This is a genomic window from Streptomyces sp. BBFR51, from assembly GCF_044591655.1.
Taxonomy (GTDB): Bacteria; Actinomycetota; Actinomycetes; order Streptomycetales; family Streptomycetaceae; genus Streptomyces.
Genome location: NZ_CP172448.1, coordinates 5507667 through 5521838, shown reverse-complemented (window position 1 = coordinate 5521838; position 14172 = coordinate 5507667). Strand labels below are relative to the sequence as shown.

Annotated in this window: 11 protein-coding genes; 3 read left to right on the top strand and 8 right to left on the bottom strand. The window is 72.8% G+C overall.

The genetic code is table 11. The annotated features are described in order from the left end of the window. Positions 1-32 precede the first annotated feature (32 nt). The 3 genes from ACGH7X_RS25405 to ACGH7X_RS25395 are packed head-to-tail and all read left to right on the top strand — an operon-like array spanning position 33 to position 3567. Positions 33-869 carry a hypothetical protein gene (locus ACGH7X_RS25405; RefSeq protein ID WP_399888312.1) on the top strand — a complete coding sequence of 279 codons (837 nt, stop codon included), beginning with the start codon at positions 33-35 and terminating at the stop codon, positions 867-869. After that, positions 869-2803 (top strand): fumarate reductase/succinate dehydrogenase flavoprotein subunit, encoded by a 1935-nt coding sequence (locus ACGH7X_RS25400; protein ID WP_399888309.1) that lies wholly within the window; start codon positions 869-871, stop codon positions 2801-2803. The genes ACGH7X_RS25405 and ACGH7X_RS25400 overlap by 1 nt, the downstream gene beginning before the upstream one ends. Continuing rightward, positions 2800-3567, top strand: coding sequence for a succinate dehydrogenase/fumarate reductase iron-sulfur subunit (locus ACGH7X_RS25395; RefSeq protein WP_399888307.1), 768 nt, complete (start codon positions 2800-2802; stop codon positions 3565-3567). Before ACGH7X_RS25400 ends, ACGH7X_RS25395 begins: the two co-directional genes overlap by 4 nt. A gap of 15 nt (positions 3568-3582) precedes the next feature. On the opposite strand, the gene ACGH7X_RS25390 is transcribed toward ACGH7X_RS25395, so the two are convergent. The 8 genes from ACGH7X_RS25390 to ACGH7X_RS25355 form a co-directional block, all read right to left on the bottom strand. Then, entirely contained in the window at positions 3583-4761 is a 1179-nt protein-coding gene (locus ACGH7X_RS25390; protein WP_399888304.1) for a glycoside hydrolase family 18 protein, read from the bottom strand. A gap of 241 nt (positions 4762-5002) precedes the next feature. Continuing rightward, entirely contained in the window at positions 5003-7597 is a 2595-nt protein-coding gene (locus ACGH7X_RS25385; protein WP_399888300.1) for a SpoIIE family protein phosphatase, read from the bottom strand. Between the two features lie 291 nt (positions 7598-7888). Further along, positions 7889-8317: an ATP-binding protein gene (locus ACGH7X_RS25380; protein ID WP_399888297.1), complete on the bottom strand. Its 429-nt coding sequence runs from the start codon at positions 8315-8317 to the stop codon at positions 7889-7891. A gap of 112 nt (positions 8318-8429) precedes the next feature. Further along, positions 8430-8861, bottom strand: coding sequence for a (deoxy)nucleoside triphosphate pyrophosphohydrolase (locus ACGH7X_RS25375; RefSeq protein ID WP_399888294.1), 432 nt, complete (start codon positions 8859-8861; stop codon positions 8430-8432). A gap of 39 nt (positions 8862-8900) precedes the next feature. Beyond that, positions 8901-9092, bottom strand: a complete 192-nt coding sequence (locus ACGH7X_RS25370) for an SPOR domain-containing protein (protein ID WP_399888291.1) — start codon at positions 9090-9092, stop codon at positions 8901-8903. A gap of 374 nt (positions 9093-9466) precedes the next feature. Beyond that, positions 9467-10219, bottom strand: coding sequence for a GntR family transcriptional regulator (locus ACGH7X_RS25365; protein WP_399888288.1), 753 nt, complete (start codon positions 10217-10219; stop codon positions 9467-9469). 147 nt (positions 10220-10366) lie between these two features. Next, positions 10367-11548 (bottom strand): DUF4190 domain-containing protein, encoded by a 1182-nt coding sequence (locus ACGH7X_RS25360; protein WP_399888285.1) that lies wholly within the window; start codon positions 11546-11548, stop codon positions 10367-10369. A 415-nt stretch (positions 11549-11963) separates the two neighbouring features. Beyond that, a complete protein-coding gene (locus ACGH7X_RS25355) occupies positions 11964-14147 on the bottom strand; it encodes a DEAD/DEAH box helicase (protein ID WP_399888282.1) in 2184 nt (727 codons plus the stop codon). Positions 14148-14172: the final 25 nt, after the last annotated feature.

Here is a 14172-nt window from a genome sequence, read left to right as displayed (position 1 = left end):
AGGCCCTCAACCCGACCGACCGGAGTCGCCCAGTGGCCACTGGTACGGAACCGCCAGCCACCGAAGCCCATCCCCCGGGCGGTGGCGTCCACACCCGGACGCGCGCCGCCATCCGCGCCCCGCACCTGCGCACCGACCGCTGGTGGCTGGCACCGGCCGCCACCGCCGCGGGTCTGCTGGCCTTCGTCGTCTACTCGACCTGGCGGGCCTTCGCGGGATCCGACTACTACGCGGCCCCCTACGTCTCGCCCTTCTACTCCCCCTGTCTGGCGGAGAACTGCGAGCCGATGCGGTCGGGGCCCAACTGGGAGATCTTCGGCGGCTGGTGGGGCATCTCCCCCGCGATCATCATCCTGATCTTCCCGCTCGGCTTCCGCCTGACCTGCTACTACTACCGCAAGGCCTACTACCGCGGCTTCTGGGCGTCCCCGCCGGCCTGCGCGGTCGCCGAGCCGCACCAGAAGTACACCGGCGAGACCCGCTTCCCGCTGATCCTGCAGAACGTCCACCGGTACTTCTTCTACGCGGCGCTCCTGGTCGCGGGCATCCTCACCTACGACACCGTGCTCGCCTTCCGCGACGAGGACTACGCGTGGGGCCACATGGGCCTCGGCACCCTGGTGTTCCTCGCCAACATCGCGCTGATCTGGGCGTACACCCTCTCCTGCCACTCCTGCCGGCACATCGTCGGCGGCAAGCTCAAGCACTTCTCGCGGCACCCCGTGCGCTACCGGATGTGGCAGCTGGTCGGCAAGCTCAACGCCCGGCACATGCAGCTCGCCTGGGCGTCGCTGGTGAGCGTGGCGCTCGCCGACTTCTACGTGTACCTGGTCGCGTCCGGTGTCTTCGACGATCCGAGGTTGTTCTGATGTCCGTGGTCGACCGGCAGGAGTGGGACGTCGTCGTGGTGGGCGCGGGCGGTGCCGGGCTGCGCGCCGCCGTCGAGGCCCGCGAGCGCGGCGCCCGTACGGCCGTGATCTGCAAGTCCCTGTTCGGCAAGGCGCACACCGTGATGGCCGAGGGCGGCATCGCCGCCGCCATGGGCAACGTCAACTCCGGCGACGACTGGCAGGTCCACTTCCGCGACACCATGCGCGGCGGCAAGTTCCTCAACCAGTGGCGGATGGCCGAGCTGCACGCCCAGGAGGCCCCGCAGCGGGTGTGGGAACTGGAGACCTGGGGCGCGCTGTTCGACCGTACGAAGGACGGCCGGATCTCGCAGCGCAACTTCGGCGGCCACGAGTACCCGCGCCTCGCCCACGTCGGCGACCGCACCGGTCTGGAGCTGATCCGCACCCTCCAGCAGAAGATCGTCTCGCTCCAGCAGGAGGACTTCCGCGAGACCGGGGACTACGAGTCCCGGCTCAAGGTCTTCCAGGAGTGCACGGTCACCCGCGTGCTCCAGGAGGGCCGGGAGGTCTCGGGCGTCTTCGGCTACGAGCGCGAGAGCGGCCGCTTCTTCGTGCTCGAGGCGCCCTCGGTGGTGATCGCCACCGGCGGCATCGGCAAGTCCTTCAAGGTGACGTCGAACTCGTGGGAGTACACCGGGGACGGCCACGCGCTGGCGCTGCTGGCCGGGGCCCCGCTGCTGAACATGGAGTTCGTGCAGTTCCACCCGACGGGCATGGTCTGGCCGCCGTCGGTGAAGGGCATCCTCGTGACCGAGTCGGTGCGCGGCGACGGCGGGGTGCTCAGGAACTCCGAGGGCAAGCGGTTCATGTTCGACTACGTCCCCGACGTCTTCAAGGACAAGTACGCGGTGACGGAGGAGGAGGGCGACCGCTGGTACGACGACCCGGACCACAACCGGCGGCCCCCCGAGCTGCTCCCCCGGGACGAGGTCGCGCGCGCGATCAACGCCGAGGTGAAGGAGGGCCGGGGCTCGCCGCACGGCGGGGTCTTCCTCGACGTGTCGACCCGGATGCCCGCCGAGGTGATCCGGCGCCGGCTGCCCTCCATGTACCACCAGTTCAAGGAGCTGGCGGACGTCGACATCACGGCCGAGGCCATGGAGGTCGGGCCCACCTGCCACTACGTGATGGGCGGCATCGCGGTCGACTCCGACACGGCCGCCGCGCGCGGGGTGCCGGGGCTGTACGCGGCCGGTGAGGTGGCCGGCGGCATGCACGGCTCCAACCGGCTGGGCGGCAACTCGCTGTCCGACCTGCTGGTGTTCGGGCGCCGGGCCGGCCGGTACGCGGCCGAGTACGCGGCGGGGCGGGCGGAGGGGGCGCGGGCCCGGGCCGACGACGCCCAGGTCGACGACGCCGCCGCGGAGGCGCTGCGGCCGTTCTCCGCCGAGACGCAGGAGCCGGACGCCGGGCCGCCGGAGAACCCGTACACGCTCCACCAGGAACTCCAGCAGACGATGAACGACCTGGTCGGCATCATCCGCCGCGAGCCGGAGATGAAGCAGGCCCTGGAGAAGCTGGCGGAGCTGCGGGCGCGGGCCCGCCGGGCCGGCGTGGAGGGGCACCGGCAGTTCAACCCGGGCTGGCACCTCGCCCTGGACCTGCGCAACATGCTGCTGGTCAGCGAGTGCGTGGCGCGGGCCGCGCTGGAGCGCACCGAGTCGCGCGGCGGGCACACCCGCGAGGACCATCCGACGATGGACCGGCGCTGGCGCCCGGCCAACCTGCTGTGCTCGCTCGCCGATCCGACGGGCGACGCGGCGGCCGACGAGGAACGCGGCCGGATCAGCCTGGAGCGGCAGACCACCGAGCCCATCCGACCCGACCTGCTCGCCCTCTTCGAGAAGGAGGAGCTGGTGAAGTACCTCGCCGAGGAGGAGCTGTCCGAATGAGCGGCTACGAGGCCCGCTTCAAGGTGTGGCGCGGTGACGTGGAGGGCGGCGGTCTGGAGGACTTCACCGTCGAGGTGAACGAGGGCGAGGTGGTCCTCGACATCATCCACCGCCTCCAGGCCACCCAGGCCCCCGATCTCGCGGTGCGCTGGAACTGCAAGGCGGGCAAGTGCGGTTCGTGCTCGGCTGAGGTCAACGGGCGGCCGCGGCTGCTGTGCATGACCCGCATGTCCGTGTTCACCCGCGAGGAGACGATCACCGTCACGCCGCTGCGCGCCTTCCCCATCGTGCGCGACCTGGTGACGGACGTCGGCTTCAACTACACCAAGGCGCGCGAGGTCCCGGCCTTCGTGCCGCCGGCCGACCTCGGTCCCGGCGAGTACCGGATGATGCAGGAGGACGTGGACCGCTCGCAGGAGTTCCGCAAGTGCATCGAGTGCTTCCTGTGCCAGGACACCTGCCATGTCGTGCGCGACCACGAGGAGAACAAGCCCGCCTTCGCGGGCCCGCGCTTCCTCATGCGCGTCGCCGAGCTGGACATGCACCCGCTGGACGCGGCCGGCGACACCGGCCTGGACCGCGGGCGCACGGCCCAGGACGAGCACGGACTCGGCTACTGCAACATCACGAAGTGCTGCACGGAGGTCTGCCCCGAGGGCATCAAGATCACGGACAACGCGCTGATCCCGCTGAAGGAACGGGCCGTCGACCGCAAGTACGACCCGCTGGTGTGGCTGGGGTCGAAGATCCGGCGCCGGTCCTAGAGGGCCGGACAGGCCCTAGCGGACCCAGCCCTCGCGGTACTCGTCCCAGTTCGTCTCCGTCGCCGCGAAGTCGATGTACGGGGCGACGCCGAAGAGCTCCCGGTCGGCGTCCGTCCGGGACAGTCCGAGGCGGACGCCGCGTACGGCGGCGGCGACGGTCTCGGCGTGGCCCCAGTGGTCGAAGTTGCTCTCGTAGTAGAAGGGCAGGCCCATCAGCAGGTGGGTCGTGGGCGGCGTGACCTCCAGGGCGAGCGAGGTCTGCTGGGCCACGTAGCCGCCGTAGGTGCCCTCGAGCGGCTGCGCGGTGTCGTACGACATCACGGCGATCTGGTCGACGCGTCGGGCGACCTGGCCGAAGAACTCCTGCGACCACCACTTGGGGTGCTTGGTGAACAGGCCGAAGACGGAGTGCAGGGCCGGGAGCGGGTCGATCTGGTGGGCGGCGACCGAGAGTTGCGCGTCCCGGGGCCGGGTGACGGCGCGTACGTCGTCCAGGAGGGAGAGGTAGTCGCGGTCGCCCGAGTGCAGCGGTTCCAGGTCGAGGTGGACTCCGTCGTAGCCCGCGTCCAGGACCTGGCGGGCCGAGTCGACGACGGCGGCGCGGGTGGCGGCGTTCGCCAGGCGCATGCCGTCGGGGCCTTCGGTGGCGAGGACGTCGCCGAGGAATGCCTGGACGCGGACGCCGGGCAGCTCTTGGTGCACGGCGTCGATCAGCCAGCGGGCCTTGGGGTAAAGGGACTTCGGCAGCGTGCCGTCGTGCTCCATCGGGCCGGTGTGGACGTACAGGTCGCGGATGCCGGTCGCCTTGACGCGGCGGGCGAAGGCGGCGAGGTCCGCGTCGTCCTTGCGGCCGTCGACCCAGGCGTGGCCGAGCCAGATCGCGTCGCGGTTCCTGGTGTAGGTGCCGTCGGCGGGGTCGCCCATGTAGTTGACGCGCAGGGCCGTCTCGGCGGTGAGGAGGGGGACGAGCAGGATCAGGAGGAGGGCGAGGGCCGTTCGGCGGATGCGGCGGTTGCGGGTGCGGGTGCGGGTTGCTGCGGTCGCCTCGGCTTCGCCTTCGGCGTCCCGGTTCCCACCCGCACCGTCCGTGCTGCTCTCGTTGTCGGGTGCGGGTGACCCCGGTGGGGCGCCCTCGCCGTCGGCGGCTGCCGGTTCAGCTTTCGGTTCGGCTTCTCTCGGCTCCGTGTTCTCCATGGTGTCCCCTCCCTGTGGCCCGTCCCCGGTCGCGGTGGCCGGTTGGGACGCATACGCTCCGAGCGTGTTGCCAGCGGGGACGAGTCGAACCGGTGTTCCGGTTGCGGTCAGGGGTGTGCGGCGATGATCTCCGCCGATCTGGTGCCGCCCCTGGTCACGGCCGGGGCGGCGCTGTTGCTGGCCGGGTACGGCCATGTGCGCCGCACCCGGCGGGCCCGGACCCGGACGACACCGGGGCGGGTCAGAAGAGGCTCAGCAGTGCCTCCGCCGGGTCCGTGAGCTGGGTGTCGGCCCCCGGCAGGGGCAGTTCGAACCAGACCGTCTTGCCGCGCGGCGTACGGCGTGAGCCCCAGGCGGCGCTGAGCAGGCCGACCAGTTGCAGGCCGCGACCGCCCTCGTCGGTGTCCCGGGCCCGGCGCCGGCGGGGCTGGACCAGGCCGGAGTCCCAGACCTCGCAGACCAGGGTGCGGTCGAGGAGGAGGCGGAGCCTGATCTCGCCCTCGCCGTACCGCAGGGCGTTGGTGACGAGTTCGCTGACGAGCAGTTCCGTGGTGTCGACCAGCGGCTCCATGTCCCAGGCGAGCAGCTGGGCGCGGGCGTACTCGCGGGCCCGGCCGACGCTGCGCGGCTCGCGCGGCAGGGTCCAGTCGCCGACGCTGTCGCTGGGCAGTCCCTGGACGCGGGCCATCAGCAGCGCGATGTCGTCCTCGCCGTGGTGGCTGTCGAGGGTGTTGAGGACCTGGTCGCAGACGTCCTCGAGGGGCTGGGTGGGGTCCGTGAGGGCGCCGACGAAGGCCTGGAGGCCCTCGTCGAGGGGGTGGTCGCGGCTCTCGACCAGGCCGTCGGTGTAGAGCGCGAGCAGGGCACCCTCGGGCAGCTCGACCTCCACCTCCTCGAAGGGCTCCCCGCCGACGCCGAGCGGCAGGCCCGGGGGTACGTCGAGCATCAGGGCGGACTCGCCGGGCTCGACCAGGACGGGGGGCAGGTGGCCCGCGTTGGCGAAGGTGCAGCGCCTGGTGACCGAGTCGTAGACGGCGTACACGCAGGTCGCCAGGTAGACCTCGGAGAGGTCGGCCTCGCGGGGGCGGCGGGCGGCCCGGGTGGCCTGCTGGACGCCCGAGGGGGCGCCGAGTCCGCGCGCGATCTCGTCCAGCTGGGAGAGCACCTCGGCCGGTTCGAGGTCGAGCTGGGCCAGGGTGCGCACCGCGGTGCGCAGTTCGCCCATCGCGACGGCGGCGCGCAGGCCGCGGCCCATGACGTCGCCGACGACCAGGGCGGTGCGGTGGCCGGGGAGTTCGATGACGTCGAACCAGTCGCCGCCGACCTCGCTGGCCCGGCCGGTGGCCGCTTCGCCGGGCAGGTAGCGGCAGGCGATGTCGAGTCCTGAGGCCTCCGGGTCGCCGGGCGGGAGCAGGGAGCGCTGCAGTATCAACGCGCGTTCGTGTTCGCGCCGGTAGAGGCGGGCGTTGTCGATGCAGACGGCGGCGCGCGCGGCCAGCTCCACGGCGAGGGCGCGGTCGCGGTCGCCGAACGGCTCGCTGCCCTTGGTGCGGGCGAACTGGACGAGTCCGACGACCGTGTCGTGGGCGACCATCGGCACGGCCAGCGTGGACTGCACGAGGCCACCGTCCTCGGCGGGGACGGTGCGGGGCCGGGCCGTGCGCAGGGCGTCCGCGCAGGGCGAGTTGAACGGGTAGTGGTGGACGGCGCCGAGCTGGACGCGCTCGCCGACACCGTGGAAGGGGGCGTCGGAGACGGCGCTGGAGAAGGCGACGCGGCGCAGTTCCGCGCTGCCGTCGGCGAGGCCGGGCGGGGTCTCGTCGCCCACCAGCAGCCCCTGGTAGAGGTCGACGGTGGCCAGGTCGCAGAAGCCGGGGACGACGACGTCGAGGAGTTCGCGGGCGGTGGTCTCCAGGTCGAGGGAGTTGCCGATGCGGGCGCCGGCGTCGTTGAGGAGGGCGAGGTTGCGGCGGGCGGCGGCGGCCTCGCGGGCGGCCTGGCGGCGGGCGGTGATGTCGGTTCCGAGCCAGGCGACGCCGATGGGCCGGCCGGAACCGCTGTGCACGCGGTAGAGGTTGACGGACCAGTGCCGGCGTTCCTCGGTACCCGGCACGAAGCCCGTGACGTGCATGTCCGTGATGGAGTCGCCGGTCTCCAGCACCCGGCGCAGGGTCGCGGTGACCCGGTCGCCCTCGGCGCGCGGCAGGTAGTCGTGGACGCCCTTGCCGCGGTGGTCGTCGGGGGTGCCGCCGAAGGTGGAGGCGAACCGCTGGTTGGCGCGGCGCACCCGCAGGTCGGGGTCGATCAGCAGGAAGCCGAAGGGAGACTGGCCGAATATGGCCTGCGAGGCGGCGAGGTCGGTCTCGATGCTGCGCAGGACGCGGACGTCGACGACGATGCAGACGGCGGCCTTCTCCCCGTCCTCCGTGCGCGTCGGCATGACGTACACCTCGGCGAGCCCGCGCTGTCCGCGTCCGCGCTCCCCGGGTGCGGTGGAGGCGTCCGGTGCGCGGAAGGGGACGACGCCGGTCCACTCCCGGCCGTCGAGGATCTCGGCCATCTTGCGCTGGCCGCGCTCGCGCAGGTCGGGATCGACGAAGGCGTCGATGGGGTCGGTGCCCACGGCGTGTTCGGCGGGAATGCCGAGCAATTGCTCCGCGCGCAGGCTCCACTGGTCGACGAGTCCGTCGGGGCCGATGGAGAAGGACGCGACCTTGATGTAGTCGTAGATGGAGCCGGGCGGGCTGCTCTGCCACACCGCGTCACCGAGCGGCGCGTCCTCCGACGGGCCCTCGGACTCCGTGGACTCCGTGGCCCTCGCTGGTATCTCGCTCACGCGAACCGTCCCCTCCAGCTCACCGCGTCCGGCACCGGTCACCGGGGGCGGCTGCCCGCAGTATCCAGCACTACGGCGCCGCACAACACGGTGTTCACGATCACAGCACGGTCCCGATGGTTTTCGGTCCGGACCGTGACAACACTTCCAGTCTTCTAACCAGCGGACACGGCATCGAATCACGGAGTTCGACAACTGCCAGTGGCCTGAACCGGTTGACCGTCGGAGTGGGGGTCGATATTGAGACATTTCACCCCGGTGGTAACAGTGCGTCACACTACTGTCGCGCTGTCAGGGCACCGTGAGTTCGAACCACACCGTCTTGCCCGCCTCGCCGGGCCGGGTGCCCCAGCGGCGGGTGGCGGCCGCCACCAACTGCAGACCCCGGCCGTCCTCGTCCTCGGGGTGGGCGACGCGCTCGCGGGGCGGGTCGGGCAGCGGGTCGGAGACCTCCACCAGCAGGATCCCGGCCACTCCGGCGGGGCGGCGGACCAGGCGGACGCCGATGGGTCCGGTGGCGTGCCGCAGGGCGTTGGTGACCAGTTCGCTGACCAGCAGGGCGGCGATGTCGCCGACGCTGTCGAGGTCCCACTCGTCCAGGGTGCGGCGGACCAGGGAGCGGGCGGTGCGCACGGCGTCCGGCGCCGCGGGAAAGACCCACTCGGCACAGCCGCCCTCGCTGTCGATCACGCCGCTCACTTCCCCGGCCGGCGACCCCACGCCTGTCCGGTTTCGTGGGGTTAATGGCCACATACCCTTTATCCGGGCTCGATACCGCCCGGAGGGCGCACTGTGGCACAAGCGGCGTGGGAGGGCGCCCGGACCGGTCCGTTCAGGCACCCCGCGCGTCCGTCGCGCCCCTCGCCCCGAGCCCCAGGTGTGCGAGCGCCCGCTCGACGGCCGGTACATCCTGGTCGAGCCAGGGCACGTCCCACACCTGGGCGGGGGTCAGCCAGCGCAGGTCGTCGTGGTCCTCGAGGGGTGCGGGAGCGGCGGAGCCGGGGAGCAGGCGCGCGGTCCACACGTGCAGGACGAACGGCGCCCTCAGGGGCCACTGCCCCGGGACGCGCTCACCGGGCTCGGCCGCCACCCCGAGTTCCTCGCGCAGTTCGCGCACGAGGGCCGCCTCGGGCGTCTCGCCCGCCTCGACCTTGCCGCCGGGCAGCTCCCACCGTCCGGCCAGTTCGGCCGGGGCGCTGCGGCGCGCGGCGAGCAGGCGCCCGCCGTCGACCAGGGCGGCGCCCACCACGATCCGTTCCGTCATGCGCCGGAGCCTACGGCCCGTCCGGGGCGCCCGGCACGGTCAGCCCGCCGTGCCCGTGCCGCTCGCGCCGAGCTTCTCGACCCAGTAGAGCTGCCGGTGTCCGCGGCCGTCGAGGGTGTCCGCGATCTTCTCGGCCTCGGCCCGGGTCGCGTACCTGCCCACGCGGTAGCGATTGCCGTTGTCGTCCTGCCGGAAGACCAACCAGGGAAGAGCGACCGTACTGTCGTTCATCGCGACCCTCCACTTCCCGCCCGCGGCTTGCACCGCGCCCCGCCCGCCAAGGAAACCGCAATCCGCATATGCCCGAGCCTACGCCCAACCTTCACGGAGCGAATACGGCTTTGCACAAAGAGGTACGCAACCAGCCAGAACGCAGGGGGCGCACGATGCAGAACGCGCCGTCCCCGCGCGCCGATGCCTCCAGTCACGGGCATGACGGGGCCGAGGGAGGCGACCTGCGGGAACGACCGGATTCCGGCGCCGCGCGGACGACGGCACGCGCCGCGGACCTATGTGCGAGCGGAGGAAAGGGGCGTGGGCGGCGCACGACGGGCGTGCGCCATCTCACACCACGCAAGAGCGCGTGAACTCCCCCGGCGGCGCCGCTACTTGACGGGCAGGTGGTACGCCACCCGGTACCGGTCGGCCGGGACGACCACGTCGGCCGTCTCGACCGCGCGTCCCGAGGCGTAGAACGTGCGCTGGATGACCACGACCACGTGCCCCGGTACGCCGCCCAGGGCGAGCAACTCCTCGGCGAGGCCGGGGCGGGCGCCGACCTCCTCCGTGACGTTGTCGACGACGACGTCGATGGCGGCCATCCGCTCGACGACGCCCATGCCGCCCAGCGGTCCCTCCTCGGGCAGCATCACCGGCGTGCGGCCGGTGAGGTCCAGCGGCTCCCACGAGGTGGAGAGCATGACGGCCTCGCCGGCCTCCCGGAAGACGTACCGCGTGCACATCACCCGGTCGCCGGGCTTGATCCCGAGCCGCTCGGCCACGGCTCCGCTCGCCTCGGCCTGCTCGCTGCGCGACTCCCAGGTGCCGCGCGCGTCGCCGTCGGCCTGCTCCTGCCGGAAGGGCGTGGCACCGCCGGCCGGCCGGTACCCGGAGCGGGCGACGCGGCGGGGGACGGGGCGCTCGCGCACGTAGGTGCCGGAACCGGAGCGGCCCTCGACCAGGCCCTCGGCCATCAGCACCTTGCGCGCCTCCAGGGCGACGGTGTCCGAGACGCCGTACTCCTCGCGGATCCGCGCCTGGGACGGAAGGCGGGTATGGGGCGGCAGCAGGCCGTCGGCGATCTTCTTGCGGAGATCACCCGCGACACGCAGATACGCCGGCTGCTCACCGAATGTCACTGGCCGCTCCCATCAGGTTGTACAGACAGCAACAGCGTGGCAACCGTAGGTTGTACCAGGCAAGCAAAGGCCAAAGAATCACTCGATGTGATGACTTGCGGGGCCCGAGGGCTTTACGCAGGCACTTTCTCCCCGCTATGGCCGCCGTCACACCTCAAGGCCCGGGTCGTCTCCCCCGCCGTCGCCGCCCCCCTCGTGGTCGGGCGGCGTGGTGGCCAGGCCCAGAGCCTTGCGGGCGGTGACCGTGGTGTCCGCCACGACGAGGTCGTAGCCCTTGCCGTAGTGCTCGTAGAAGGCGTCGGGACCGGTGGCCTTCGCGGCCAGGCCCCACTCCTTCTGCGCCGTCCTCAGGTCCTCGACCAGCGCGGCGACCGGGCGCTCGGCGCCGGCGGGCCAGCTGTGCCGCTCCAGCATCGTGACCTCGCCCCTGAGCGCCTCCGACACCTGCCCCGCCCAGACCCGGTAGCCCGCGAAGTCGTCCTCGACGGTCTCGGCTTCGGGCACCTCGTCCATGGCCCGGTTCAGGTGACCCTCCGCCAGCAGGTACGTGTGCTGGTCCGGGTCGAGCCGCGCGACGTCGTTGCGCAGTGAGCCGGTCAGCGTGGAGCGCTCGTCCGTGTTCCCGAACAGGCAGGTGATCTCGCGGTCGCCGGTCCGCCAGCTCCCGGAGGTCGGGGTCAGGTAGTACACGTCGACGTCGGCCGGCAGCGCCCACCGGTCCATCGCGTAGGCGTCCTGGAGGGCGTAGCACCGGTCGTCGGCGGCCCGTGTGAGCTCCGCGTCGCCCGGGTAGGAACCGCCCGGCAGCTCGAAGGAGGCGAACACCTCGCCGTCGTGTTCCTCTTCGCAGGGCACCTGGTCGACGTCGTACGTCACGCCCTGGAGGGAGCCGCCCGGAGTGGTGAAGCACTGGCCCTTCTCGAGGGAGTAGGCGGTGCCCTCGCCGCGCGCGGCGTCCCGGAAGCCGTCCCAGAAGCCGGCGACGGCACCCGTGGAGAGCGACACCACCCACAGCGCGAGCCCCACGGAGGACAGCACGCACCCGGCCACCGCGAACCCCTTGCCCCGCTCCCCCCGCCTGCGGATCCGGGCCAGCGCGATCAGTCCCAGCACGAGCCCGACCGCCGGCACGAAGCACAGGACACCGAGCACGAACGCGGCGATGGCGAGCCCGTTGAGGGGCGCCTGTTGGGGGTACACCCCGTAGGGCTGCCCCCAGACACCCGGATACGGGCCCTGCGGGGGGTACGGCCCCTGCGGCGGCTGCTGTCCCGGCGGGTACGGCCCCTGGGAGTAGGGCCCTTGGGGCCCCGGCGGCGGTATGGACACGTGTACCGTGCTCCTGTTTCAGGCTTCGGGCGGGGACGCGGAGGCGCCGCGAGACGGCGGCCGGGCCTCGCGGGTGGCCGGCCGATCACTGAGCGCATGGTAAGCGCGCGACGGGGCGGGGGCGCTATGCGGGCCACGAAGGCGACGATTCGCGCCGTGAACGGCCTCACCGCGCGCTGGGCGGCCACCACGAGCGGCGCCACGGTGTTCTCCGCGGTGGGCGTGTGGCCCCTGCTGGCCCTCCTCGCGGCCGGCGCGGCCGGCACGGTGCGGGCCGAGCTGGAGGAGGCGGTGGGCCTGCCCTCCGACCGGGCGGCCGGGGCGGCCCGTGAACTGCCCGCGCGGCTGGGCTCCGTGGGCGGCCCGGAGACGGCCCTGGGCCCCGCCCGCTGCCGGGCGCCGTGGGCGCTTCGGCTCAGGGCGCCGGCGCGTGGCGTCCGTCAGCCAGGCCGAGGCGGGCCTGTTCCTCCTCGACGATCCGGCGGGCCAGGTCGGTGTCCGACACGTCCACGGCGTCCGGTGTCGACTCGGCCACGGCGCTGCGCCGGGCGTAGGCGTCGAAGAGGCGGGCCTTCCTCTCCAGCATCCGCACCATCCGCTCGTCCACTCCGCCGGTGGCCAGGAGCCGGTGCACGCGGACCGGTCGGACCTGGCCCATGCGGTGGGCGCGGGCGATGGCCTGGTGCTCGATGGTGGGCTTGATCTGGGGCTCGCACAGGATCACCACCGAGGCGGCCTGGAGGTTGAGCCCGACGCCGGCCGCCTGGATCTGCGCGAGCAGCACCGCCGGTCCGGACTCGGCGGTGAAGCCGTCGACGAGCAGCTGCCTGCGGGCGGGCGGCACGCCCCCGGTGAGCGGCCCGAACACGCGGCCGTGCGGACCGGGTCCGGCGGTGTCCAAGGCGTCCTCGACCACGCTCAGGACGTCCCGGAAGTGGGAGAAGACGACGACCTTGAGACCGTTCTCCCCTGCCTCCCGCACGATCTCCCTCAGCCGCCCGAGCTTGGCGGACTTCTCGGGGCGCGCGTACGCCGCCCTGCGCATCGCCATGAAGTTGCCGCCGGCCACGGCAGCGCGGTAGGCCTCCTCGTCGTCGGCGCTCAGCTCCTCCCACTCGTCCGTGTGCTGGAGGCTGGGCAGTTCGGTGAGGACGTCCGCCTGGTTGCGGCGCAGGTAGACGGGGGCGACCGCCTTGCGGAAGGCCACCGAGCCGGCCAGTCCGGTGCCGTCCTCGAGACGGTCGGCCACGCCCGGGTCGAGCATCCGGACCAGGTTGCGGAACTCGGCGACCCGGTTCTCCATCGGCGTACCCGTCATGAACAGCACGTGCTCGCCGTGGGCGGCCCACCGGTCGACCGCCTGCGACCGCAGGGCCTGCGGATTCTTCACGGAGTGCGCCTCGTCGACCACCAGCATCGCGAGTTCTCCCCCGTCCGGTGCCGGGAAGCCGCGCAGGGATTCGAAGGTGGTCACCGCGACCCCGCCCCGCTCCCGCCAGTCGGTGAAGGCGTCCTGCCGGTCGGGGCCGTGCAGCGGCAGGGCCCGCAGGGTGCTGCGGGCCTCGATCTCGCGCGTCCAGTTGACCAGGACGCTCGCCGGGCACACCACCAGGAAGTGGGTCCGCCCGCCGGCCGCCAGGTGTGCCAGGGCGGCGATGGCCTGGATGGTCTTGCCCAGGCCCATCTCGTCGCCCAGCATCACCCGGCCGAGCGCCAGGGCGAACCGCGCGCCGAACGCCTGGTATCCGCGCAGGGACACCCGGCGGTGGGAGTCGTCGAGGCGCAGGCCGCGCACCCGCTCGGCGATGTCGTCGGGCAGGAACCCCTCGGCGACCGCGGTGTCGGGGGCCCGTCCGGCGATCTCGCCGAGCAGGCCGTAGTACTCGGCGGAGCGCAGTTCGAAGTCCGTCCAGGCCGCGAGGTCTCCCGCTGGTCCGCGCAACAGGTCCACCGAGGCCTGGGCGAGGAGTTCGGGGGTGCCCGCCCGCTCGGCCTCGTCGGTGAGGGACCGGATCGCCGCGACGGCCTCCAGCGCACGGGTCTTCCTGGCCCGTCCGGCCAGCAGCAGTCCGGTCCGCCCGGCGGCCGGGCGGGCGTCCACCAGCAGCGGTTCGAGCCGCCGGGTGAGCGCGGTCGCCGCGTCGAGGGCGCGGCGCGCCTCCGGACCCGCCTGCGCCAGCACGTGCAGGGCCACGACCAGCGCGGTGGTGCGCGGCTCGGGCCGGTCCACGTCCAGGTGCACGGCGGCCGTCTCGCCCGCCGCCTCCGCCAACTGCCGTGCGGCGGCGACGATCTGGTCGACGGTCCGCTGCCCCACACCCGGTATCTGCCGCAGCCGGTAGGGACCGGCGTCGAGTACGGCCCGGACCGTGCCGAGGCCGCTCTTCTCGACGACCCCCAGCCGCAACCGCCCGTCGGTGACGTCCTGCAGCCGGGCCACGGGGATGGCGTCGAGGGCCTGTGCCACGGCTGTGTCGTGCAGGGGCTTCAGGGCTGCCCGGACGGCGTCGACGGCCCGTTCGTGGTCACCGGCGAGGGCCGACGCGGCCTCGTGCAGCCGCGCACCGTGTGCGACGGCCTCGCGCTCAGCGCGTCCCATCGGGTGCCGCGCCTCCTCCCGGTCG

Coding starts and splice junctions, on each gene's coding strand:
- ACGH7X_RS25400 (WP_399888309.1), top strand. CDS start 869: ATGTCCGTGGTCGACCGGCAGGAGTGGGACGTCGTCGTGGTGGGCGCG.
- ACGH7X_RS25395 (WP_399888307.1), top strand. CDS start 2,800: ATGAGCGGCTACGAGGCCCGCTTCAAGGTGTGGCGCGGTGACGTGGAG.
- ACGH7X_RS25390 (WP_399888304.1), bottom strand. CDS start 4,761: ATGGAGAACACGGAGCCGAGAGAAGCCGAACCGAAAGCTGAACCGGCA.
- ACGH7X_RS25375 (WP_399888294.1), bottom strand. CDS start 8,861: ATGACGGAACGGATCGTGGTGGGCGCCGCCCTGGTCGACGGCGGGCGC.
- ACGH7X_RS25370 (WP_399888291.1), bottom strand. CDS start 9,092: ATGAACGACAGTACGGTCGCTCTTCCCTGGTTGGTCTTCCGGCAGGAC.
- ACGH7X_RS25355 (WP_399888282.1), bottom strand. CDS start 14,147: ATGGGACGCGCTGAGCGCGAGGCCGTCGCACACGGTGCGCGGCTGCAC.